At 40.1% G+C, this 14965-nt stretch carries 14 protein-coding genes and 1 riboswitch; of the genes, 11 read left to right on the top strand and 3 right to left on the bottom strand.

Annotation, left to right across the window (positions count from 1 at the left end; genetic code table 11):
• The first annotated feature begins 190 nt into the window (after positions 1–190).
• The gene (hflX, locus tag J1899_RS19155) at positions 191–1453 is read left to right on the top strand and encodes a GTPase HflX (RefSeq protein ID WP_214475982.1); all 1263 of its coding nucleotides are present in this window, start codon (positions 191–193) and stop codon (positions 1451–1453) included.
• Between the two features lie 455 nt (positions 1454–1908).
• On the opposite strand, the gene J1899_RS19150 is transcribed toward hflX, so the two are convergent.
• Positions 1909–2508 carry a TetR/AcrR family transcriptional regulator gene (locus tag J1899_RS19150; RefSeq protein ID WP_214475981.1) on the bottom strand — a complete coding sequence of 200 codons (600 nt, stop codon included), beginning with the start codon at positions 2506–2508 and terminating at the stop codon, positions 1909–1911.
• Between the two features lie 155 nt (positions 2509–2663).
• Between J1899_RS19150 and J1899_RS19145 the strand changes: the two genes are divergently transcribed.
• Positions 2664–3566, top strand: a complete 903-nt coding sequence (locus tag J1899_RS19145; protein ID WP_214475978.1) for an ABC transporter ATP-binding protein — start codon at positions 2664–2666, stop codon at positions 3564–3566.
• A gap of 1 nt (position 3567) precedes the next feature.
• Positions 3568–5172, top strand: coding sequence for an ABC transporter permease (locus J1899_RS19140; RefSeq protein ID WP_214475976.1), 1605 nt, complete (start codon positions 3568–3570; stop codon positions 5170–5172).
• A gap of 43 nt (positions 5173–5215) precedes the next feature.
• Here the strand turns inward: J1899_RS19140 and J1899_RS19135 are convergent, their stop codons facing one another.
• A complete protein-coding gene (locus J1899_RS19135) occupies positions 5216–5692 on the bottom strand; it encodes a GNAT family N-acetyltransferase (RefSeq protein WP_066442713.1) in 477 nt (158 codons plus the stop codon).
• Positions 5693–5874: 182 nt separating this feature from the next.
• On the opposite strand from J1899_RS19135, the gene hemF reads away from it, so the two are divergent.
• Complete coding sequence (gene hemF / locus J1899_RS19130) at positions 5875–6804, top strand: oxygen-dependent coproporphyrinogen oxidase (RefSeq protein ID WP_214475974.1); 930 nt, start codon at positions 5875–5877, stop codon at positions 6802–6804.
• Positions 6805–7145: 341 nt separating this feature from the next.
• On the top strand, positions 7146–8240 hold the full coding sequence (locus J1899_RS19125; protein ID WP_214475972.1) for a mechanosensitive ion channel family protein: 1095 nt from the start codon (positions 7146–7148) through the stop codon (positions 8238–8240).
• A gap of 62 nt (positions 8241–8302) precedes the next feature.
• On the opposite strand, the gene J1899_RS19120 is transcribed toward J1899_RS19125, so the two are convergent.
• Positions 8303–8824 (bottom strand): PPC domain-containing DNA-binding protein, encoded by a 522-nt coding sequence (locus tag J1899_RS19120; RefSeq protein ID WP_066442716.1) that lies wholly within the window; start codon positions 8822–8824, stop codon positions 8303–8305.
• Positions 8825–8963: 139 nt separating this feature from the next.
• Positions 8964–9077, top strand: a riboswitch (SAM riboswitch).
• A gap of 88 nt (positions 9078–9165) precedes the next feature.
• Here J1899_RS19120 and J1899_RS19115 point away from each other — a divergent pair.
• From J1899_RS19115 to J1899_RS19090, 6 genes are all read left to right on the top strand, one after another.
• Entirely contained in the window at positions 9166–9993 is an 828-nt protein-coding gene (locus J1899_RS19115; protein WP_214475970.1) for a MetQ/NlpA family ABC transporter substrate-binding protein, read from the top strand.
• Between the two features lie 132 nt (positions 9994–10125).
• A complete protein-coding gene (locus J1899_RS19110; RefSeq protein WP_214475960.1) occupies positions 10126–11139 on the top strand; it encodes a methionine ABC transporter ATP-binding protein in 1014 nt (337 codons plus the stop codon).
• 4 nt (positions 11140–11143) lie between these two features.
• Complete coding sequence (locus J1899_RS19105) at positions 11144–11815, top strand: methionine ABC transporter permease (RefSeq protein ID WP_214475958.1); 672 nt, start codon at positions 11144–11146, stop codon at positions 11813–11815.
• Positions 11816–11856: 41 nt separating this feature from the next.
• A complete protein-coding gene (locus J1899_RS19100) occupies positions 11857–12630 on the top strand; it encodes an enoyl-CoA hydratase/isomerase family protein (RefSeq protein ID WP_214475956.1) in 774 nt (257 codons plus the stop codon).
• 14 nt (positions 12631–12644) lie between these two features.
• Positions 12645–13793: an alpha-hydroxy acid oxidase gene (locus J1899_RS19095; RefSeq protein ID WP_214475954.1), complete on the top strand. Its 1149-nt coding sequence runs from the start codon at positions 12645–12647 to the stop codon at positions 13791–13793.
• A 12-nt stretch (positions 13794–13805) separates the two neighbouring features.
• Positions 13806–14954: a CaiB/BaiF CoA transferase family protein gene (locus J1899_RS19090; RefSeq protein WP_246586526.1), complete on the top strand. Its 1149-nt coding sequence runs from the start codon at positions 13806–13808 to the stop codon at positions 14952–14954.
• Positions 14955–14965 lie beyond the last annotated feature (11 nt).

The following is a 14965-nucleotide window of genomic DNA, read 5'->3' as shown; positions in this document are numbered from 1 at the left end:
GCGTAAAGGAGAAAATTCTATTCAGCTCCGACTTCAAATGAAAGTATAAATGCAGTTAAGCCTCTGGCTACACCTTTTTAGGCTTGCCGGTCGGCAATTAACTTTATCGTTATTTCCTTTATTTCAAAAGGACTACTCCCGATTACACAATGCAGGCATGAAGTTTGTAATGAAAGGGAGGAATCATTTTATGAAGAGAAAAGTCATATTAGCTGGAGTAAATGTAAACAGCAATCAACAGGAAAATTTTAAAAGTTCGATGGAGGAGCTTTCCAATTTAGCTGAAGCATGCGATTTAGAGGTGGCTGGTGCGCTTACGCAAAATGTAAAGCATATTCATAAAGGCTACTATATGGGTCCTGGCAAGGTGGAGGAGCTGCGAATGCTGATTGAACAAGAGGATTCTGAGCTTGTCGTGTTTGATGATGAGCTTTCACCTTCGCAAATCCGCAATCTTGAAGAAGAGCTAAAGTGTGAGGTAATCGACAGAACAACTCTTATTTTAAATATTTTTGCAAGCAGAGCGAAAACAAGAGAGGCACAGCTGCAGGTTGAAATGGCTCGGCTTAAATATTTGCTTCCCAGGCTGATTGGCACTCGTGAAGATTTAGGTCGTCAAGGCGGCGGCTCCGGATTAAAAAATAGAGGTGCAGGTGAAACCAAGCTAGAATTGGATCGCCGCAAAATCGAAGAAAAGATCAGTAAGTTATCCACAGAACTGGAACAATTAACGCTGCAAAGAAAAACGCAAAGAAAGCAGCGCAATAAAAAAGACGTGCCTGTTGCGGCTCTTGTTGGCTATACAAATGCGGGCAAATCTACGCTGATGAATGCAATGCTTGAAAAATATGGCGACAAAGATGAAAAGCTTGTGTTTGAGAAGGATATGCTGTTTGCCACACTGGAAACGGCTGTGCGCAGACTCGAGCTCGAAAATAATCGTGTCTTCTTATTAACAGATACAGTTGGATTTATTCACAAGCTTCCACATCATCTCGTCAGGGCATTTCGATCAACACTGGAGGAAGTGACAGAAGCAGACCTGCTTATCCATGTTCTTGATGCATCAGATCCGAACCATGAACAGCATAAATTGCTAACCGAAAAAGTATTGCATGAAATTGGTGTAAAGGGTATACCTATGATTTATGTATACAATAAAGTCGACTTAACAGATATGGAGTCCCCTTCTGTCAGCAATAGCAGATTCTATCTGTCTGCGAAAAAGAGGCAGGGACTAGAGGAATTGACCAATAAAATCAGCACAGAAATTCTAAACGATTATTCACAGCAAAAAATGCTTATCCCTTATACAGACGGCGAAATTGTTTCGTATTTTAACAACAATGCCGATGTAATATCAACAGAATATGATGAAAAAGGCACAATCCTGCATGTCATCTGTAAAAATAGTGATGCTGAGAAATATAGTCAATACGTGATTCAAGAATAACAGGGTTAAGTTGTGGATAAGTGGGCATTTTTCTAATTTATCCACAAGTTCTCCGCAAACTATTATGTTGATAATGTGGATAAATTCGTCATTATCAACAGGCTCTTAGAGAATAGCACTAATGTGTATGGGGATAGTTCTGTTGATAAGTAAGGTTAATTGTGAATAAGATGTGGGTAAGTTCTGTTGATTGTGAATTTTGCCATGTGGGTAAATTTTCGGAATAAAAAAATAAGCACATCATTGTTAATAGAGATCCTGCTTTCCACCTATATGGTTTAATGTTAGAAAGAGGCAGGAATTCTGCCCTTCAGTCTTGAAAAAGAGTGATCAAGACAAGTACCCACCAACTGACCAATCGCAAACTGACTAACTCAATAATTGTAGCAGACGAAAAAACAAAGCAACCACAATAACCACGAACTGCGAATCCAATATGGATCCGCGGTCCGTGGTTATTCGTTCTTGTCAGTTCGCTGATTCCCCAAGATCCCATAAAACATCAGTTTAGTGATTTCTTCTGCGAACGGAAGAATTTTGTTAGAGATTTCTCCTTTTTTCATGCCTTCATTCATAATGTGGATAAAAGCTAATATAGCTTCATTTGAAATAGAAGGATCAATATACCCTTTTTGCCGTCCTTCTTCGAATAAGTGCATAAAGCCTTTCAATGACTTTTCGGCATATACCTTTTCGAGATAACTTACTCCAGAAGCATGCTCTTTCATTAGATATTGATAGAAATCTTCATGAATCTCATTGGCTTGTTCACTTTTATTAAAAATAATTTGATGAATCTTTTCGGGAAATGGTGCATTGCCGTAAATGATCTCGTCAAAATAATCAGAAATTTGGTCAACATAGAAAATGATTACTTCTTGTATTAGATTATGTTTGCTTTCGAAATAATTATAGATGGTTACTTGGGAGACATTTGCTTTTTGTGCAATCTCAGATATTGATACCTTTTCGGTACCATATTCAATAAATAAGTTTAAAGCGGCCTCTAAGATATTTTGTTTCTTCTGTTCTTTACGGCGAGTAAACCCGTCCATTTCTTTCACCTCTGTTTTAGTGTAATAAAAATTTTGAAATAAAACAAATGGATTAGTTCATAACTTGTTGTAAAATATTACAACTTTATATATTATGAAATATATAGATAAAAATATTTCAAAACTTTAACTTGGAATAGGTGAGGTGGAGAAACATGGCAGTTGTAGAAACAAGGAATCTGACAAAAAAATTTGGGATGTTTTCAGCATTATCTGGTGTAGATCTATCTGTGGATAAAGGAGAGGTCTATGGCTTTATCGGACCAAATGGTGCGGGGAAATCCACGACCATCCGCATTTTGTTAGGTTTGTTAAAAGCCAGTTCTGGAGATGCGGCGATTTTTGGAATGGATGCATGGAGAGATGCCGTAGAAATCCACAAGCGATTAGCATATGTTCCGGGAGATGTGAACCTCTGGCCCAATCTAACAGGCGGAGAAGTAATTGACTTATTTTTAAAGCTTCGAGGAAGCGAAAAGAACAGTAAAAGAGATGAAATGATTGAAAGATTTCAATTAGATCCCACTAAAAAGTGCCGGACATACTCAAAAGGAAACCGGCAAAAGGTAGCACTTGTTTCAGCCTTTTCAGCCCAAGCTGATCTATATATTCTGGATGAACCTACATCAGGATTGGATCCTCTGATGGAAAAGGTCTTTCAGGAGTGTGTTATGGATGTGAAAGAAGCTGGGGGAAGTGTCATCCTGTCCAGTCATATTTTATCCGAGGTAGAAAAGCTTTGTGACCGAGTCGGAATTATTCGCGAGGGCACGATGATTGAAACGGGAACCTTAAAAGAGCTTCGGCATTTAACTCGAACAAGTCTGCTGGTTGAAACGGCTGAAAAAATGGGTGACCTTGAAATGTTAAAAGGTGTGCATGGCAGTGAATGGAACGGAAACATTGTGCAGTTTCAGGCAGATTCCGAAGAGATCGGAAGCATTATGGAATATGTCAGCAGGTTTGGTGTGATCAGAATTGAAAGTGCCCCTCCGACTTTAGGGGATTTGTTTATGCGGCATTATGAGACTCAGCCTTCTCAGCCAAGGGGGAAATAAGGTGAAAAATCGACTGTTTCAGCATACCGGGCAGCTTGTTTTATTCCTTTTAAAGCGAGACCGTTTTGTCATTCCGATTTGGATCATGGGAATTTTATTTTTCACCTATTCGGTTGCTGCTGTTTTTCCTGATTTGTATCAAACAGCGGAAGAGAGGCAAAGTATTGCAGCGACCATGAATAATCCAGCTATTATTGCAATGGTGGGACCTGGCTATGGACTGGATAACTATACTCCTGGAGCCATGATGGCCCACCAAATGCTGTTATTTACTGCTATCGCTGCTGCCATTATGTCGATTTTGCTTGTGACAAGACATTTACGAGCAGATGAGGAAGAAGGAAGAATAGAGCTAATCCGTTCATTTCCAGTAGGCAGATTAGCAAACATTTCTGCTTCCTTTATTGTTCTTACTTTTGTAAATGTAGCGCTGGCTCTGATCATTGGGTTTGGGTTGGCGGTTATGAAGATTGAGAGTATGGATTTAAAAGGCTCCTTGCTATATGGCGCTGCTATTGGTGCAGGAGGATTCATATTTACGGGGCTTACTGCTATTTTTAATCAGCTCACACAGAATGCAAGAAGTGCTTTGGGGCTTTCTTTTTCTGCACTTGGCGGGTTCTATTTGCTTCGTGCTCTTGGAGATATTGATCAATCTGGTCTATCCTGGTTCTCCCCTTTTGGGTATGTGACAGGCACAAAGGTTTATGTGGAGAATGATTGGCTGCCGATTTTTGCCGCAGCAGGAATTGGACTATTCTTTGCCGGAGCAGCTTTTTATTTACAGTCCATTAGAGACTTGGATACTGGTTTTTTACCTGCTGGAAAAGGACGGAAAAAGGCAAATAAAACGTTTCTGAGTCCCATTGGATTAACTTTTAGACTGCAGCGAACAGGTTTCATCTGCTGGACAGCAGGGATGTTTATCCTGGGGATTTCATACGGTGCAGTTCTAGGAGATTTAGAGTCCTTTTTTCAAGATGTTGACCTAATGAAGAATATGCTGGTCCCTGTTGAAGGCTATACATTGACAGAGCAATTTCTGCCAATGCTGCTATCCGTTATGGCGATGATGGGAACAATTCCTGTCTTGATGTCCGTTTTGAAGCTGGCTGGGGAAGAAAAAAAGGGCAGGGCAGAAAATATATACAGTCTAGCAATCTCTCGAAACCGATATTTGTGGAGCTATATTTTTTTGGCCCTTATTTCAGCGTTATTTATGCTATTAGCGATGGCAATTGGATTGTGGTTCGCTGCAGCCGCTGTAATGGAAGAGCCATTTCAATTGAGTACAATCTTTAAAGGAGCATTTGCTTTTCTTCCTGCTTTATTACTGATGATCAGTATTTCAGTTTTATTGGTGGGGATTTCAGCAAAGTATGGAGCTTTAACTTGGATTTACTTGCTTTATTCTTTTATTGTTGTTTATTTAGGAAACTTACTGCAGTTCCCAGATTGGATGAATAAGCTTTCGCCATACGGGTATATTCCGAAAATTCCTGTAGAAAGCATGGATTATCCGGCAGCGATCATGATGACCATAATCGCTGCATTGATTATGGTTACAGGTACATTCTTTTATAATAAACGTGATATTTCCGGCTAGTGTGCTGGAAATCTGATAGAACATGATCAAACAGAGAAATGCGTCAGTTCAGTTCTTTTAAATACCAGGCATCCATTGCCGAATGTTCCGATCCCAGTATCGGTTCAGATAACAGCTTAAAACCATATTTCTGATACAAACCACCCGCCGCCTTTAGTTCATGGCGCGTCTCAAGATAGCAAGAGTTATAGTGCTGAGATGCGTATGCTAAGGCGGTTTTCATTAACAGATTGGCATATCCTTTTCCCTGCACTTTATCCTTTAAATAAAGCTTTTGCAGTTCACATATTCCTTTATCCTCATCAAAAACACCAATTCCAATCCCGCCAACTACTTCATGATCAAGCTCCGCCACCCAATACTTAGAATTCTTCAGTGACTGGTAATGCTCAAATAACGTTCCTAACTGCGGATCAAAGTAAGCCGTTCCTTGTATGTTTAACTGAACAGACTCTAGTGATTCTTTTATAATTGCTTCTATCACTTTATTATCCTTTTTTTCTATTTCCCTGATGATCATTTCATTCTCCTTAAATTTATTTTGTGCGGGAATGCCGCTTAATCTGCAGATAAAATTTAGAATAACTTTACTATATATAGGGGTTAGAGTAAATAGCCACTTATTTGCAAGTTTACAATAAGTGACAAAAATTATACTATTATTTGTAAGAATAGTGAAAAAATAACGGGGAGGGAAAAGAAATGAATCATCTAATTCAAGCTGCTGTAAAAGTTGATAAGGACATCATTCTGCAAACCTTTAAGAATCTTCAGGATGATATATGCCAAAAGATAGAATTGCTAGATGGAAGTGCACGTTTTCATGAGGATCAGTGGGATCGCCCAGGCGGTGGCGGCGGAAGAGCTAGAGTCATTGAAAATGGACTGGTCTTTGAAAAGGGAGGCGTTAACTTTTCTCATGTTTATGGAGCACTTCCTGAAACCATGTCTGCAGGACTTAAATTGCCTAGCGGGCATGAATTTTTAGCTACTGGTGTTTCTATTATTATGCATCCTGTCAATCCCTATGTACCGATCATTCACATGAATGTCCGTTATTTTGAAATGTCGAATGGAGATAAGTGGTTTGGTGGCGGAATTGACCTAACACCTATATATGTTGACGAACAGCAGGCGGATTATTTTCATCGCAGCATAAAGCGTCTATGTGATCAACATGATCCAAATTATTACCCGGCATTCAAAGAGTGGGCAGACCGTTATTTCTATATAAAGCATCGCCAGGAAACGCGAGGAATCGGCGGTATTTTCTTTGATCGATTAAGAGTAGATGAGAACACATCGATTGAAAAGCTTTTTGATTTTGTAAAAGATGTCGGTGACTCGTTTGTGCCTATTTACAGTCAGCTTGTAGAAGAAAATAAACATAAGACATATGGTGAAGCGGAAAAAGAATGGCAGTATGTGCGCAGAAGCAGGTATGCAGAATTCAACCTCGTATACGACCGCGGAACAAAATTTGGTCTCGACACGAATGGCAGAATAGAATCGATCTTTATGAGCCTGCCCCCTCAAGCGAAATGGCTCTACAATTATCAAGTACAGCCTGGCAGTATGGAAGCGAGAACCTTGAGTTTGCTGAAAAAGGATGTAGATTGGATTAAAGAATAAAAACATTTATTCTCGTGAAGATTAGATGCTCAAGAAGAACAAGGTATATAAACTCTTGCTTTTACAAAAGTTCATCAATTAATTTTTGAATTTTAACACTTTGAGATTATAGTTATTCAAAGTCTAGATTCAGTCAAAAAATCTTTTCACATCTAACGGAAAGTGCCAATTCAGGAACCCTTTTGTAAAAAGCAACCTCTTAAAAAGATACAGTAATCTATGTTATCATAAGAACTAGTTTCCTAGGGTGAAGTTAATAATTGCTATTAAAAATTGCTGCTAAAAATGAAAGTATGCAAATAGAATACTATTTTAGGAAAACAGTTTTTAGGAGGTATTTGATGAATTGGGCTTTATTTTATGATGTTGAAATGTGGACGCAAATAGGAATATCTATAGGGATTTTCCTGTTATTTTTAGTGTTTAGGAAGTTATTTTCTAAATATGTTTACTCGTTAATTCTTCGGTTGAGCAACAAGGCGCCAACCGATATGTTAAGGCATATTTTCGTGTCGTTTGAGAAGCCGCTGCAATGGTTGTTTATCATAATAGGTATTGAAATTGCGTCTAGATATTTTCCATTTCGGCCAGCTCCAGATGGTTTCTTTGACAGTTTTATTTCTGCGTCAGTGATCGTCCTAATTACTTGGGGCTTATATAACTTAGCTTCAGCATCATCGATTTTCTTTGCCAAAGTAAAGAACCGGTTTAAATTAGAAATTGATGATATTTTAATTCCGTTTATGTCGAAAGCTATTCGAATCATAATTGTTGCGATCAGTATTACCATCATTGCACAGGAATTTGAATATGATGTAACAGGATTTATCGCTGGGCTTGGCCTGGGTGGTGTGGCAATTGCGTTTGCTGCAAAGGATGCAATCGGAAACCTGTTCGGCGGTTTTATTATAATTACTGAAAAGCCGTTTACGATCGGTGACTGGATCATGACGCCGAGTGTGGAAGGAACCGTAGAGGATATTACTTTCCGGAGTACCAAGGTCCGTACATTTGCAGATGCGATCGTAACTGTTCCGAATAATACGTTAGCAAATGAGTCGATCACCAATTGGAGTAAAATGGGGAAACGCCAAGTAAGCTTTAATATTAAAATTTCTTATGAAACACCGAAAGCCAAACTATTAAAAGTCGTGCGGCAAATGGAAGAGGAAATTAAAGGTCATAGCGAAGTGCACCCTGACTCAATCCTTGTCCGCTTTGACAAATATCAGGAAAATGGCTATGAAGTTTTCATCTATTTCTTTACAAAATCAACGGCTTGGGACGAGCATTTACGAGTGAAAGAAGAGATTAATTTTAGATTGATTGAGATTCTTGAAAATGAAGATGTGTCTATTGCGTTACCAAGCAGAAAGCTGTATGCAAGTGAGCCAGATGATGATAAGGGTAGCTTGCCGGCACCACAGGAGTCATAAGCTAAGAAAAAAGCTGCCGTCAAGGCAGCTTTTTGTTCTATTAGTAACCTAATTTATAAGATTCATTTTTCACTATTAAGCTCCAGAAAGGCTGGCTCTGTCTTTCCTTTTTCTAACGGATATAATTGATATCCGCCTGTTTCAGAATCAAAGCTCCTCAAAACGGTCATATTTTTGATTTCCTTTAAAACGAGATCAACGGTTAACACTTTATTTTCGCCTTTGATTAAATGACCGCCAAAGACGGCACCGTTGTGGTCACACATGGTTCCGTGTATATGGGTTTCAAATTGATCATCTCTTTGACAGACAATTCCCGTTCCATTCAGAAATTCAATTGGACCATTCCGGCTGATAAGCTCTCCGTAGCCAGCACCGATATTTGTCTCGGGCTTTTCCACCAAGTATACATAACCAGCTTTTTTAAGACTGCCAAAACAGCTGCTGATTGTAGCATATTTCATCTGATTTGCTCTGCAGACCTCTTCAATTCCAGAAAGTAAATCTGTACCAGGCAGCAGCCGGGCAACAACCGTTTTTCCCTCAAAACCTTCAGCAAAATGTGCACGTACAGTATGAGTCATACTTTTCTCCCTCTCGCATATATTTCTAACTAGTATATATTAAGTTTTAATTTTTTGAAAAAAAAGATATTGACATTCATTAATGGTTCATGTAGATTTTACCAATAAGGTTACCAAAAATTAAATATACTTGATTGATCTCTTATCAAGAGTAGCTGAGGGACTGGCCCTGTGAAGCTCGGCAACCGTTCATTCAACAGAATGAATTGGTGCTAAATCCTGCAAAACACGTTTGTGTTTTGGAAGATAAGAGAGGAAGCGTATCTTTGTATGCTTATGCCTCTCTTTCTTTTGAAAGAGAGGCATTTTTATTTATAAAAATTACTTTAGGAGGAACGAACATGAAAAAATGGGCAATCATCTTATCATCAATTTTATTAACTGGATTTTTAGCAGGCTGTGGGAGTGACAGTGCCTCTGGAGATGAGGCAGAGCCGCTTAGTGAAGAAAAACTATTAATTGGCGTTACAGCTGGACCGCATGAACAAATTGTTGAAAAGGTTAAAGAGGTTGCAGCAGAAGATGGATTAGAGCTTGAATTAAAAGTATTTACAGATTATGTTCTGCCTAATACATCGCTTGCAGAAGGTGACTTAGATGTAAACAGCTATCAGCACGAACCTTTTTTAAATCAATTTAATGAGGATCATAATACAGATCTAGTAAAGGTAGGAAAAACGATTTTAAATCCAATGGCCGTGTATTCAGATAAATTTGGAAGTATTGAGGATCTGCCGAATGGAGCCAAGATTGGTTTGCCAAATGATCCGACAAACGGTTCACGTGCCTTATTTATTTTAGAAGAAGCGGGTCTGATCAAACTGATTGAGGATAAAAGAGAAACGGCAACTATTTATGATTTAGAAGAGAATCCAAAAGAATTCGAGTTTATTGAACTGGATGCAGCGCAAATTCCAAAACAATTAAGCGAGCTGGATGCTGCTGCGATTAACACAAACTTTGCCTTAGAAGCAGGACTTAATCCGAAAGAGGATTCCATCCTCCTAGAATCATCGAATTCTCCATATGTGAACTATTTAGTTGTTCGGGCAGAAAATGAAAACGACCCTGTCCTTGAAAAGCTCAGAAATGCCTATCAGTCAGAAGAAGTGAAAAAATTTATTGAAGAAGAATTTCAAGGATCTGTTCTTCCAAGCTGGGAGGAATAATCTTTTAATCTAGATTCCAATGAAAGAAGGATGCTCGCTCCCGCTGCAAGGGACGCGAGCACCATTCTGCAAACAAAGACGGTCACACATTATATCTATCGAATGGCTGATCAGATTTGAAGGAGGTACAGCATGATTGTATTGGAAAATATTTCGAAAACTTTTTCAGGAAAAAAAGGAGATATTGAAGCAGTTCGGAATGCCAATATTGAAGTGAAGACAGGAGAAATCCATGGAGTAATCGGCTATAGCGGTGCTGGTAAAAGTACATTAATCCGCTGTGTAAATCTGCTCGAAAACCCAACCTCGGGCAGGGTGATTATTGGAGGAGAAGATCTCACTTCCTTATCAGAGCAGAATCTACGTGAAAAAAGAAAGAAAATCGGCATGATTTTTCAAGGGTTCAATTTATTAAAAACGGCAACTGTCTATGATAATATTGCCATTCCTTTAAGATTAATTGGCATCCAGAAGAAAGAAGTCGGCGATCGAGTAAAAAAATATTTAGAGATTGTGGGTTTAGCAGATAAAGTGAATGCTTATCCAAGTCAGTTATCAGGAGGACAAAAGCAGCGGGTCGCCATAGCCAGAGCCCTGGCCCAAGAACCTGAGCTGCTGCTAAGCGATGAAGCAACAAGTGCGCTTGATCCGGAAACAACAGATTCGATTCTCGAGCTGCTTTTAAAAATCAATAAAGAGCTGGGCATTACCATTCTGCTCATTACACATGAAATGAACGTCATTCAAAAAATATGTGATTATGTATATGTGATGGAACAAGGCAGTATTATCGAGCAGGGAACAGCCATTGAATTGTTTTCCAATCCGCAATATCCAACGACCAAAAAGTTTTTAAACACGATCGCACAGCGCAAGCTTTCATCCTCGCTTATTCAGCAGTTAAAGTTATCAGGAAATGTGCTCAGACTTACTTTTTTAGGCGAATCGACGGGACAGCCGCTGCTGGCGCTCATGAGTCAAAAATTTAATGTAAAACCCAATATACTAACCGCTAATATCATTGAATTGAAAAACGGAATTGTCGGGAATATAAGTATCCACTTGCTCGGTGAAAAGCAGGATATTGCCGCTGCTCTCAGCTATTTAGAAGAGCATGGAGTAAATGTAGAGGAATTGGAGGGATAACAAAATGGATCGATTTCAGCAATTTACAGATCAGTGGCTGCCGATTATCGGCAAGGCAGTCGTAGAGACTTTCCAAATGGTCGGTGTTTCACTTTTATTTTCCATTTTAATTGGTGTGCCCCTCGGCATTCTCGTTGTTCTAACAAGGCCTGGCCAATCGCTGCATAACAAATGGGTGTATGGCGGCTTAAATTTAATCATTAACATTATTCGTTCTGTGCCCTTTATTATTTTACTATTCTTTATTCTGCCTTTTACCAGATTTATCGTCGGGACAACGATCGGAGTCCAAGGAGTTATTGTTCCGCTTGTTATTTATACAGCACCGTATATTTCCAGGCTCATAGAAACAGCTTTATTGGAAGTGGATAATGGGGTGCTGGAGGCCTATAAAGCAATGGGCATCAAGACACGTCAAATTATTTGGAATGTGATGCTGCGTGAAGCACGCCCTTCTCTTATCTTAGGGTTAACGATTGCTACGGTCGGCTTAATTGGAGCAACCGCAATGGCTGGACTTGTTGGAGCAGGTGGTTTAGGGGACTTGGCTTATCGGTTCGGGCATCTACGTTATGAAGTTGACGTGATGTATGCAACGGTTCTAATTTTAATCATCTTAGTGCAAACCATTCAAACCATTGGCAACAGATTGGCCGCCCGTTTGAAAAAGGACTAGTGTATTTTGCGAGATAAGAATCATAGAAAGGAGGATGAACATTGGAAGAACTCTATTGGAAGAAGGAAGGGCGGATTGCGAGCATCATTATCAACCGCTCTCATAAAAAAAATGCATTCAATTTACACATGTTTCAGAAGCTTTCCGTTCTGCTGGATGAGATTGAAAATGATGATGAAGTAAAAGTACTCGTACTGTGCGGTGCAGATGAGTCTGCTTTTAGTGCCGGTGCGGATATCAGTGAATTTTTACAGAATCGGACTTCAGCAGAAAAAGCGAAACAGTATAATAACATTGCTCTGGAGACCGTTGAAAAGCTTTACCATTTTCCAAAACCCACTATTGCAGCCATACGAGGTTTAGCGATTGGCGGCGGATTAGAATTGGCACTTTCTTGTGATTTCAGACTTGCCTCACAAGAAAGCCTTCTTGGCATAACGGCTGCAAAATTAGCGATTATTTATAATCTGGCAAGCACGAAAAGGCTTATTGATGCTGTTGGAACATCAATGGCTAAAGACATGCTTTATACAGGAAAGCTTGTGAAAGCGCCGGAAGGAAAAGAGATTGGACTTGTGCACCATGTACTCCCGAAAGATGAACTTTTAACAACAGCATATGATTACGCTAAAGAGCTTTCTGAGAAGTCTTCACTGGCGTTAATCGGAACAAAGAAAGTCATTCATGCCGTTTTAAACGGTGCCATTGAAGAAGATGAAAAAATCGAGCAGCTCATCCTGGCCTCTTTTGAAAGTGAAGATTACCAGGAAGGCATTCAAGCGTTTCTAGAAAAGCGAAAACCAAATTTTAAGTAAGGATGGTGATGGAAATGGCTGTTCCTGTAAATAGTAAGGATGCCTTATTGCAAAATATGAATGCAGGCGATTATTTTCCCATTTCATACGAAGAGCTGGAAGAGCGTGCACAGACGGTGATGTCAGCAGGTGCTTTTGGATATGTACGCTCTGGAGCCGGCGGTGAAGAAACATTAAGAAGCAATCGGACAGATTTTCAAAAACATTCCATTGTGCCAAGAGTATTAACAGATGTATCTAGTATTAATACAAGCATTACGCTTTTTGAAAAACAATATGACCATCCCTTCTTGCTTGCACCAGTTGGCATGCTGAAGCTTGCTCATGAGGATGCTGATTTAGCTGTCGCTCAGGCAGCTGCACGCTATGGAATTCCATTTGTGCAAAGTACGGTTTCAAGTTATTCCATTGAGGAAGTAGCAGAAGTTTCCTCCCTAAGTCCAAAATGGTTTCAGCTTTATTGGTCAAATAATCGCAGTGTTTCCTTCCATATGGCTGAACGAGCTGAAAAGGCAGGCTTTGAAGCAATCGTTTTAACAGTAGATACCGTGATGCTTGGCTGGAGAGAAGAGGACTTGCGGAACCGATTTTCCCCGCTTAAGCTTGGCTATGGCAAAGCTAATTATGAAAGTGACCAGGTATTTCTCCAATCTCTTCCTGATGAAAGTGAAGAAAGCATCATTCAAGGTATCCTAAATAATATCCATCATCCGTCTTTAAATTGGGAAGATGTGGCTGAGCTTAAAAAACGAACGAAGCTGCCGATTCTTTTGAAGGGAATTCTGCATCCCAAAGATGCCAAATTAGCGGTTGAGAATGGAATTGATGGCATCATTGTCTCAAATCATGGCGGCAGGCAGCTGGATGGTATCATTTCTGCAATTTCAGCATTGCCAGCGATCGCCGAGATAGTTAATAAACAAATTCCCGTGCTGTTTGACAGCGGCATCCGCCGTGGAGCAGACGTAGTGAAAGCAATTGCGCTTGGAGCAGACGCGGTGTGCATCGGCAGACCTTTTGTATATGCGCTGGCAGCTGGGGGACAAAAAGGAGTAGAAAAGCTGCTGGAGAATTTAATTCAGGAAACAAAGGTGTCCATCTCATTAGCTGGTGCCTCCAGTATTGCCGGGCTTTCCTCTGTGAAATTGGTTCAAACAACGTAAAGAGAGGTGCAGATGATGACACAGGCACTAAGCGGAATGAGAGTGATTGATGCAACCCAAATTTTAGCCGGCCCTTACTGTACAATGGTTCTTGGTGACATGGGGGCAGATGTGATAAAAGTGGAAAAATCTCCTGGCGGCGACGATACAAGACGAATGGGCCCTTACATTGACGGAGAGAGCCATATGTTTATGATGGTCAACCGCAACAAAAGAGGAATTTGCCTTAACTTGAAGGAAGAGGAAGACAAAAAAGTCCTCTATGAACTTGTGAAAACAGCAGATGTGTTTATTGAAAACTTTCGCCCTGGTGTGGCAGCAAAACTGAAGATCGATTATGAGACATTAAAAGAGCTTAACCCCGGCATCATTTATTGTTCAATTTCTGGTTATGGGCAAACAGGACCATATAGAAATAAAGGCGGCTTCGATATTATGGCACAAGGCTTGTCTGGCATTATGGATATGACAGGAGAAAAGGATGGAAAGCCTGTTAAGGTCGGCATTGCCATTCATGATATCGCAGCAGCACAAACGGCTATTCAGTCGGTGCTGACAGCCTATATCCATAAGCTGAAATCAGGTGAAGGACAATATATTGATGTCTCTCTTGTCGATTCAGCTTTAGCATGGACCGTATGGGAGGCGGCAGCCTATTTTGGAGAAGGAAAGCTCCCGAAACGAAATGGAACAGCTCACCGTGCCGCGGCTCCGTATCAAGGTTATGCAACTGGAGATGGCTTTATTTTAATCGGTGCTGCCAATCAAAAACTTTGGGAAAAGTTTTGTCTGTATGTAGTGGATCAACCCCAATGGCTTGAAGATGAGCGCTATGCAACCAATTCTTTAAGAAATGAGCATGCCCAGCAGCTTGAAGTGGATATCGAGAATGTGCTGCGAACACATTCATCCGCTCATTGGATTGCATTACTTGAAGACAACGGCATCCCTTCTGGACCAATTTATTCCTATGATCAAACGATGAATGATCAGCATATCCAAGAACGTGAAATGATCCTCGAATACGAACACCATCAATTTGGGACTTTGAAAACATTGGGTTTTCCCGCAAAATACTCACAAACTCCTGCCAAACTATCAAAACCTGCTCCAAAATTGGGAGAACATAACGAAGAAGTCCGCGCCGAGCTCGGTTTATAGGATAGGGGGAA

The sequence above is a fragment of the Cytobacillus gottheilii genome, from assembly GCF_018582665.1.
Classification (GTDB): Bacteria; Bacillota; Bacilli; order Bacillales; family Cytobacillaceae; genus Cytobacillus; species Cytobacillus gottheilii.
This window is presented reverse-complemented; position numbering and strand designations above follow the sequence as displayed.

Coding starts and splice junctions, on each gene's coding strand:
- J1899_RS19120 (WP_066442716.1), bottom strand. CDS start 8,824: ATGACTCATACTGTACGTGCACATTTTGCTGAAGGTTTTGAGGGAAAA.
- J1899_RS19135 (WP_066442713.1), bottom strand. CDS start 5,692: ATGATCATCAGGGAAATAGAAAAAAAGGATAATAAAGTGATAGAAGCA.
- J1899_RS19150 (WP_214475981.1), bottom strand. CDS start 2,508: ATGGACGGGTTTACTCGCCGTAAAGAACAGAAGAAACAAAATATCTTA.
- J1899_RS19105 (WP_214475958.1), top strand. CDS start 11,144: ATGGATCGATTTCAGCAATTTACAGATCAGTGGCTGCCGATTATCGGC.
- J1899_RS19125 (WP_214475972.1), top strand. CDS start 7,146: ATGAATTGGGCTTTATTTTATGATGTTGAAATGTGGACGCAAATAGGA.
- hflX (WP_214475982.1), top strand. CDS start 191: ATGAAGAGAAAAGTCATATTAGCTGGAGTAAATGTAAACAGCAATCAA.
- J1899_RS19110 (WP_214475960.1), top strand. CDS start 10,126: ATGATTGTATTGGAAAATATTTCGAAAACTTTTTCAGGAAAAAAAGGA.
- J1899_RS19095 (WP_214475954.1), top strand. CDS start 12,645: ATGGCTGTTCCTGTAAATAGTAAGGATGCCTTATTGCAAAATATGAAT.
- J1899_RS19145 (WP_214475978.1), top strand. CDS start 2,664: ATGGCAGTTGTAGAAACAAGGAATCTGACAAAAAAATTTGGGATGTTT.
- J1899_RS19090 (WP_246586526.1), top strand. CDS start 13,806: ATGATGACACAGGCACTAAGCGGAATGAGAGTGATTGATGCAACCCAA.
- J1899_RS19115 (WP_214475970.1), top strand. CDS start 9,166: ATGAAAAAATGGGCAATCATCTTATCATCAATTTTATTAACTGGATTT.
- hemF (WP_214475974.1), top strand. CDS start 5,875: ATGAATCATCTAATTCAAGCTGCTGTAAAAGTTGATAAGGACATCATT.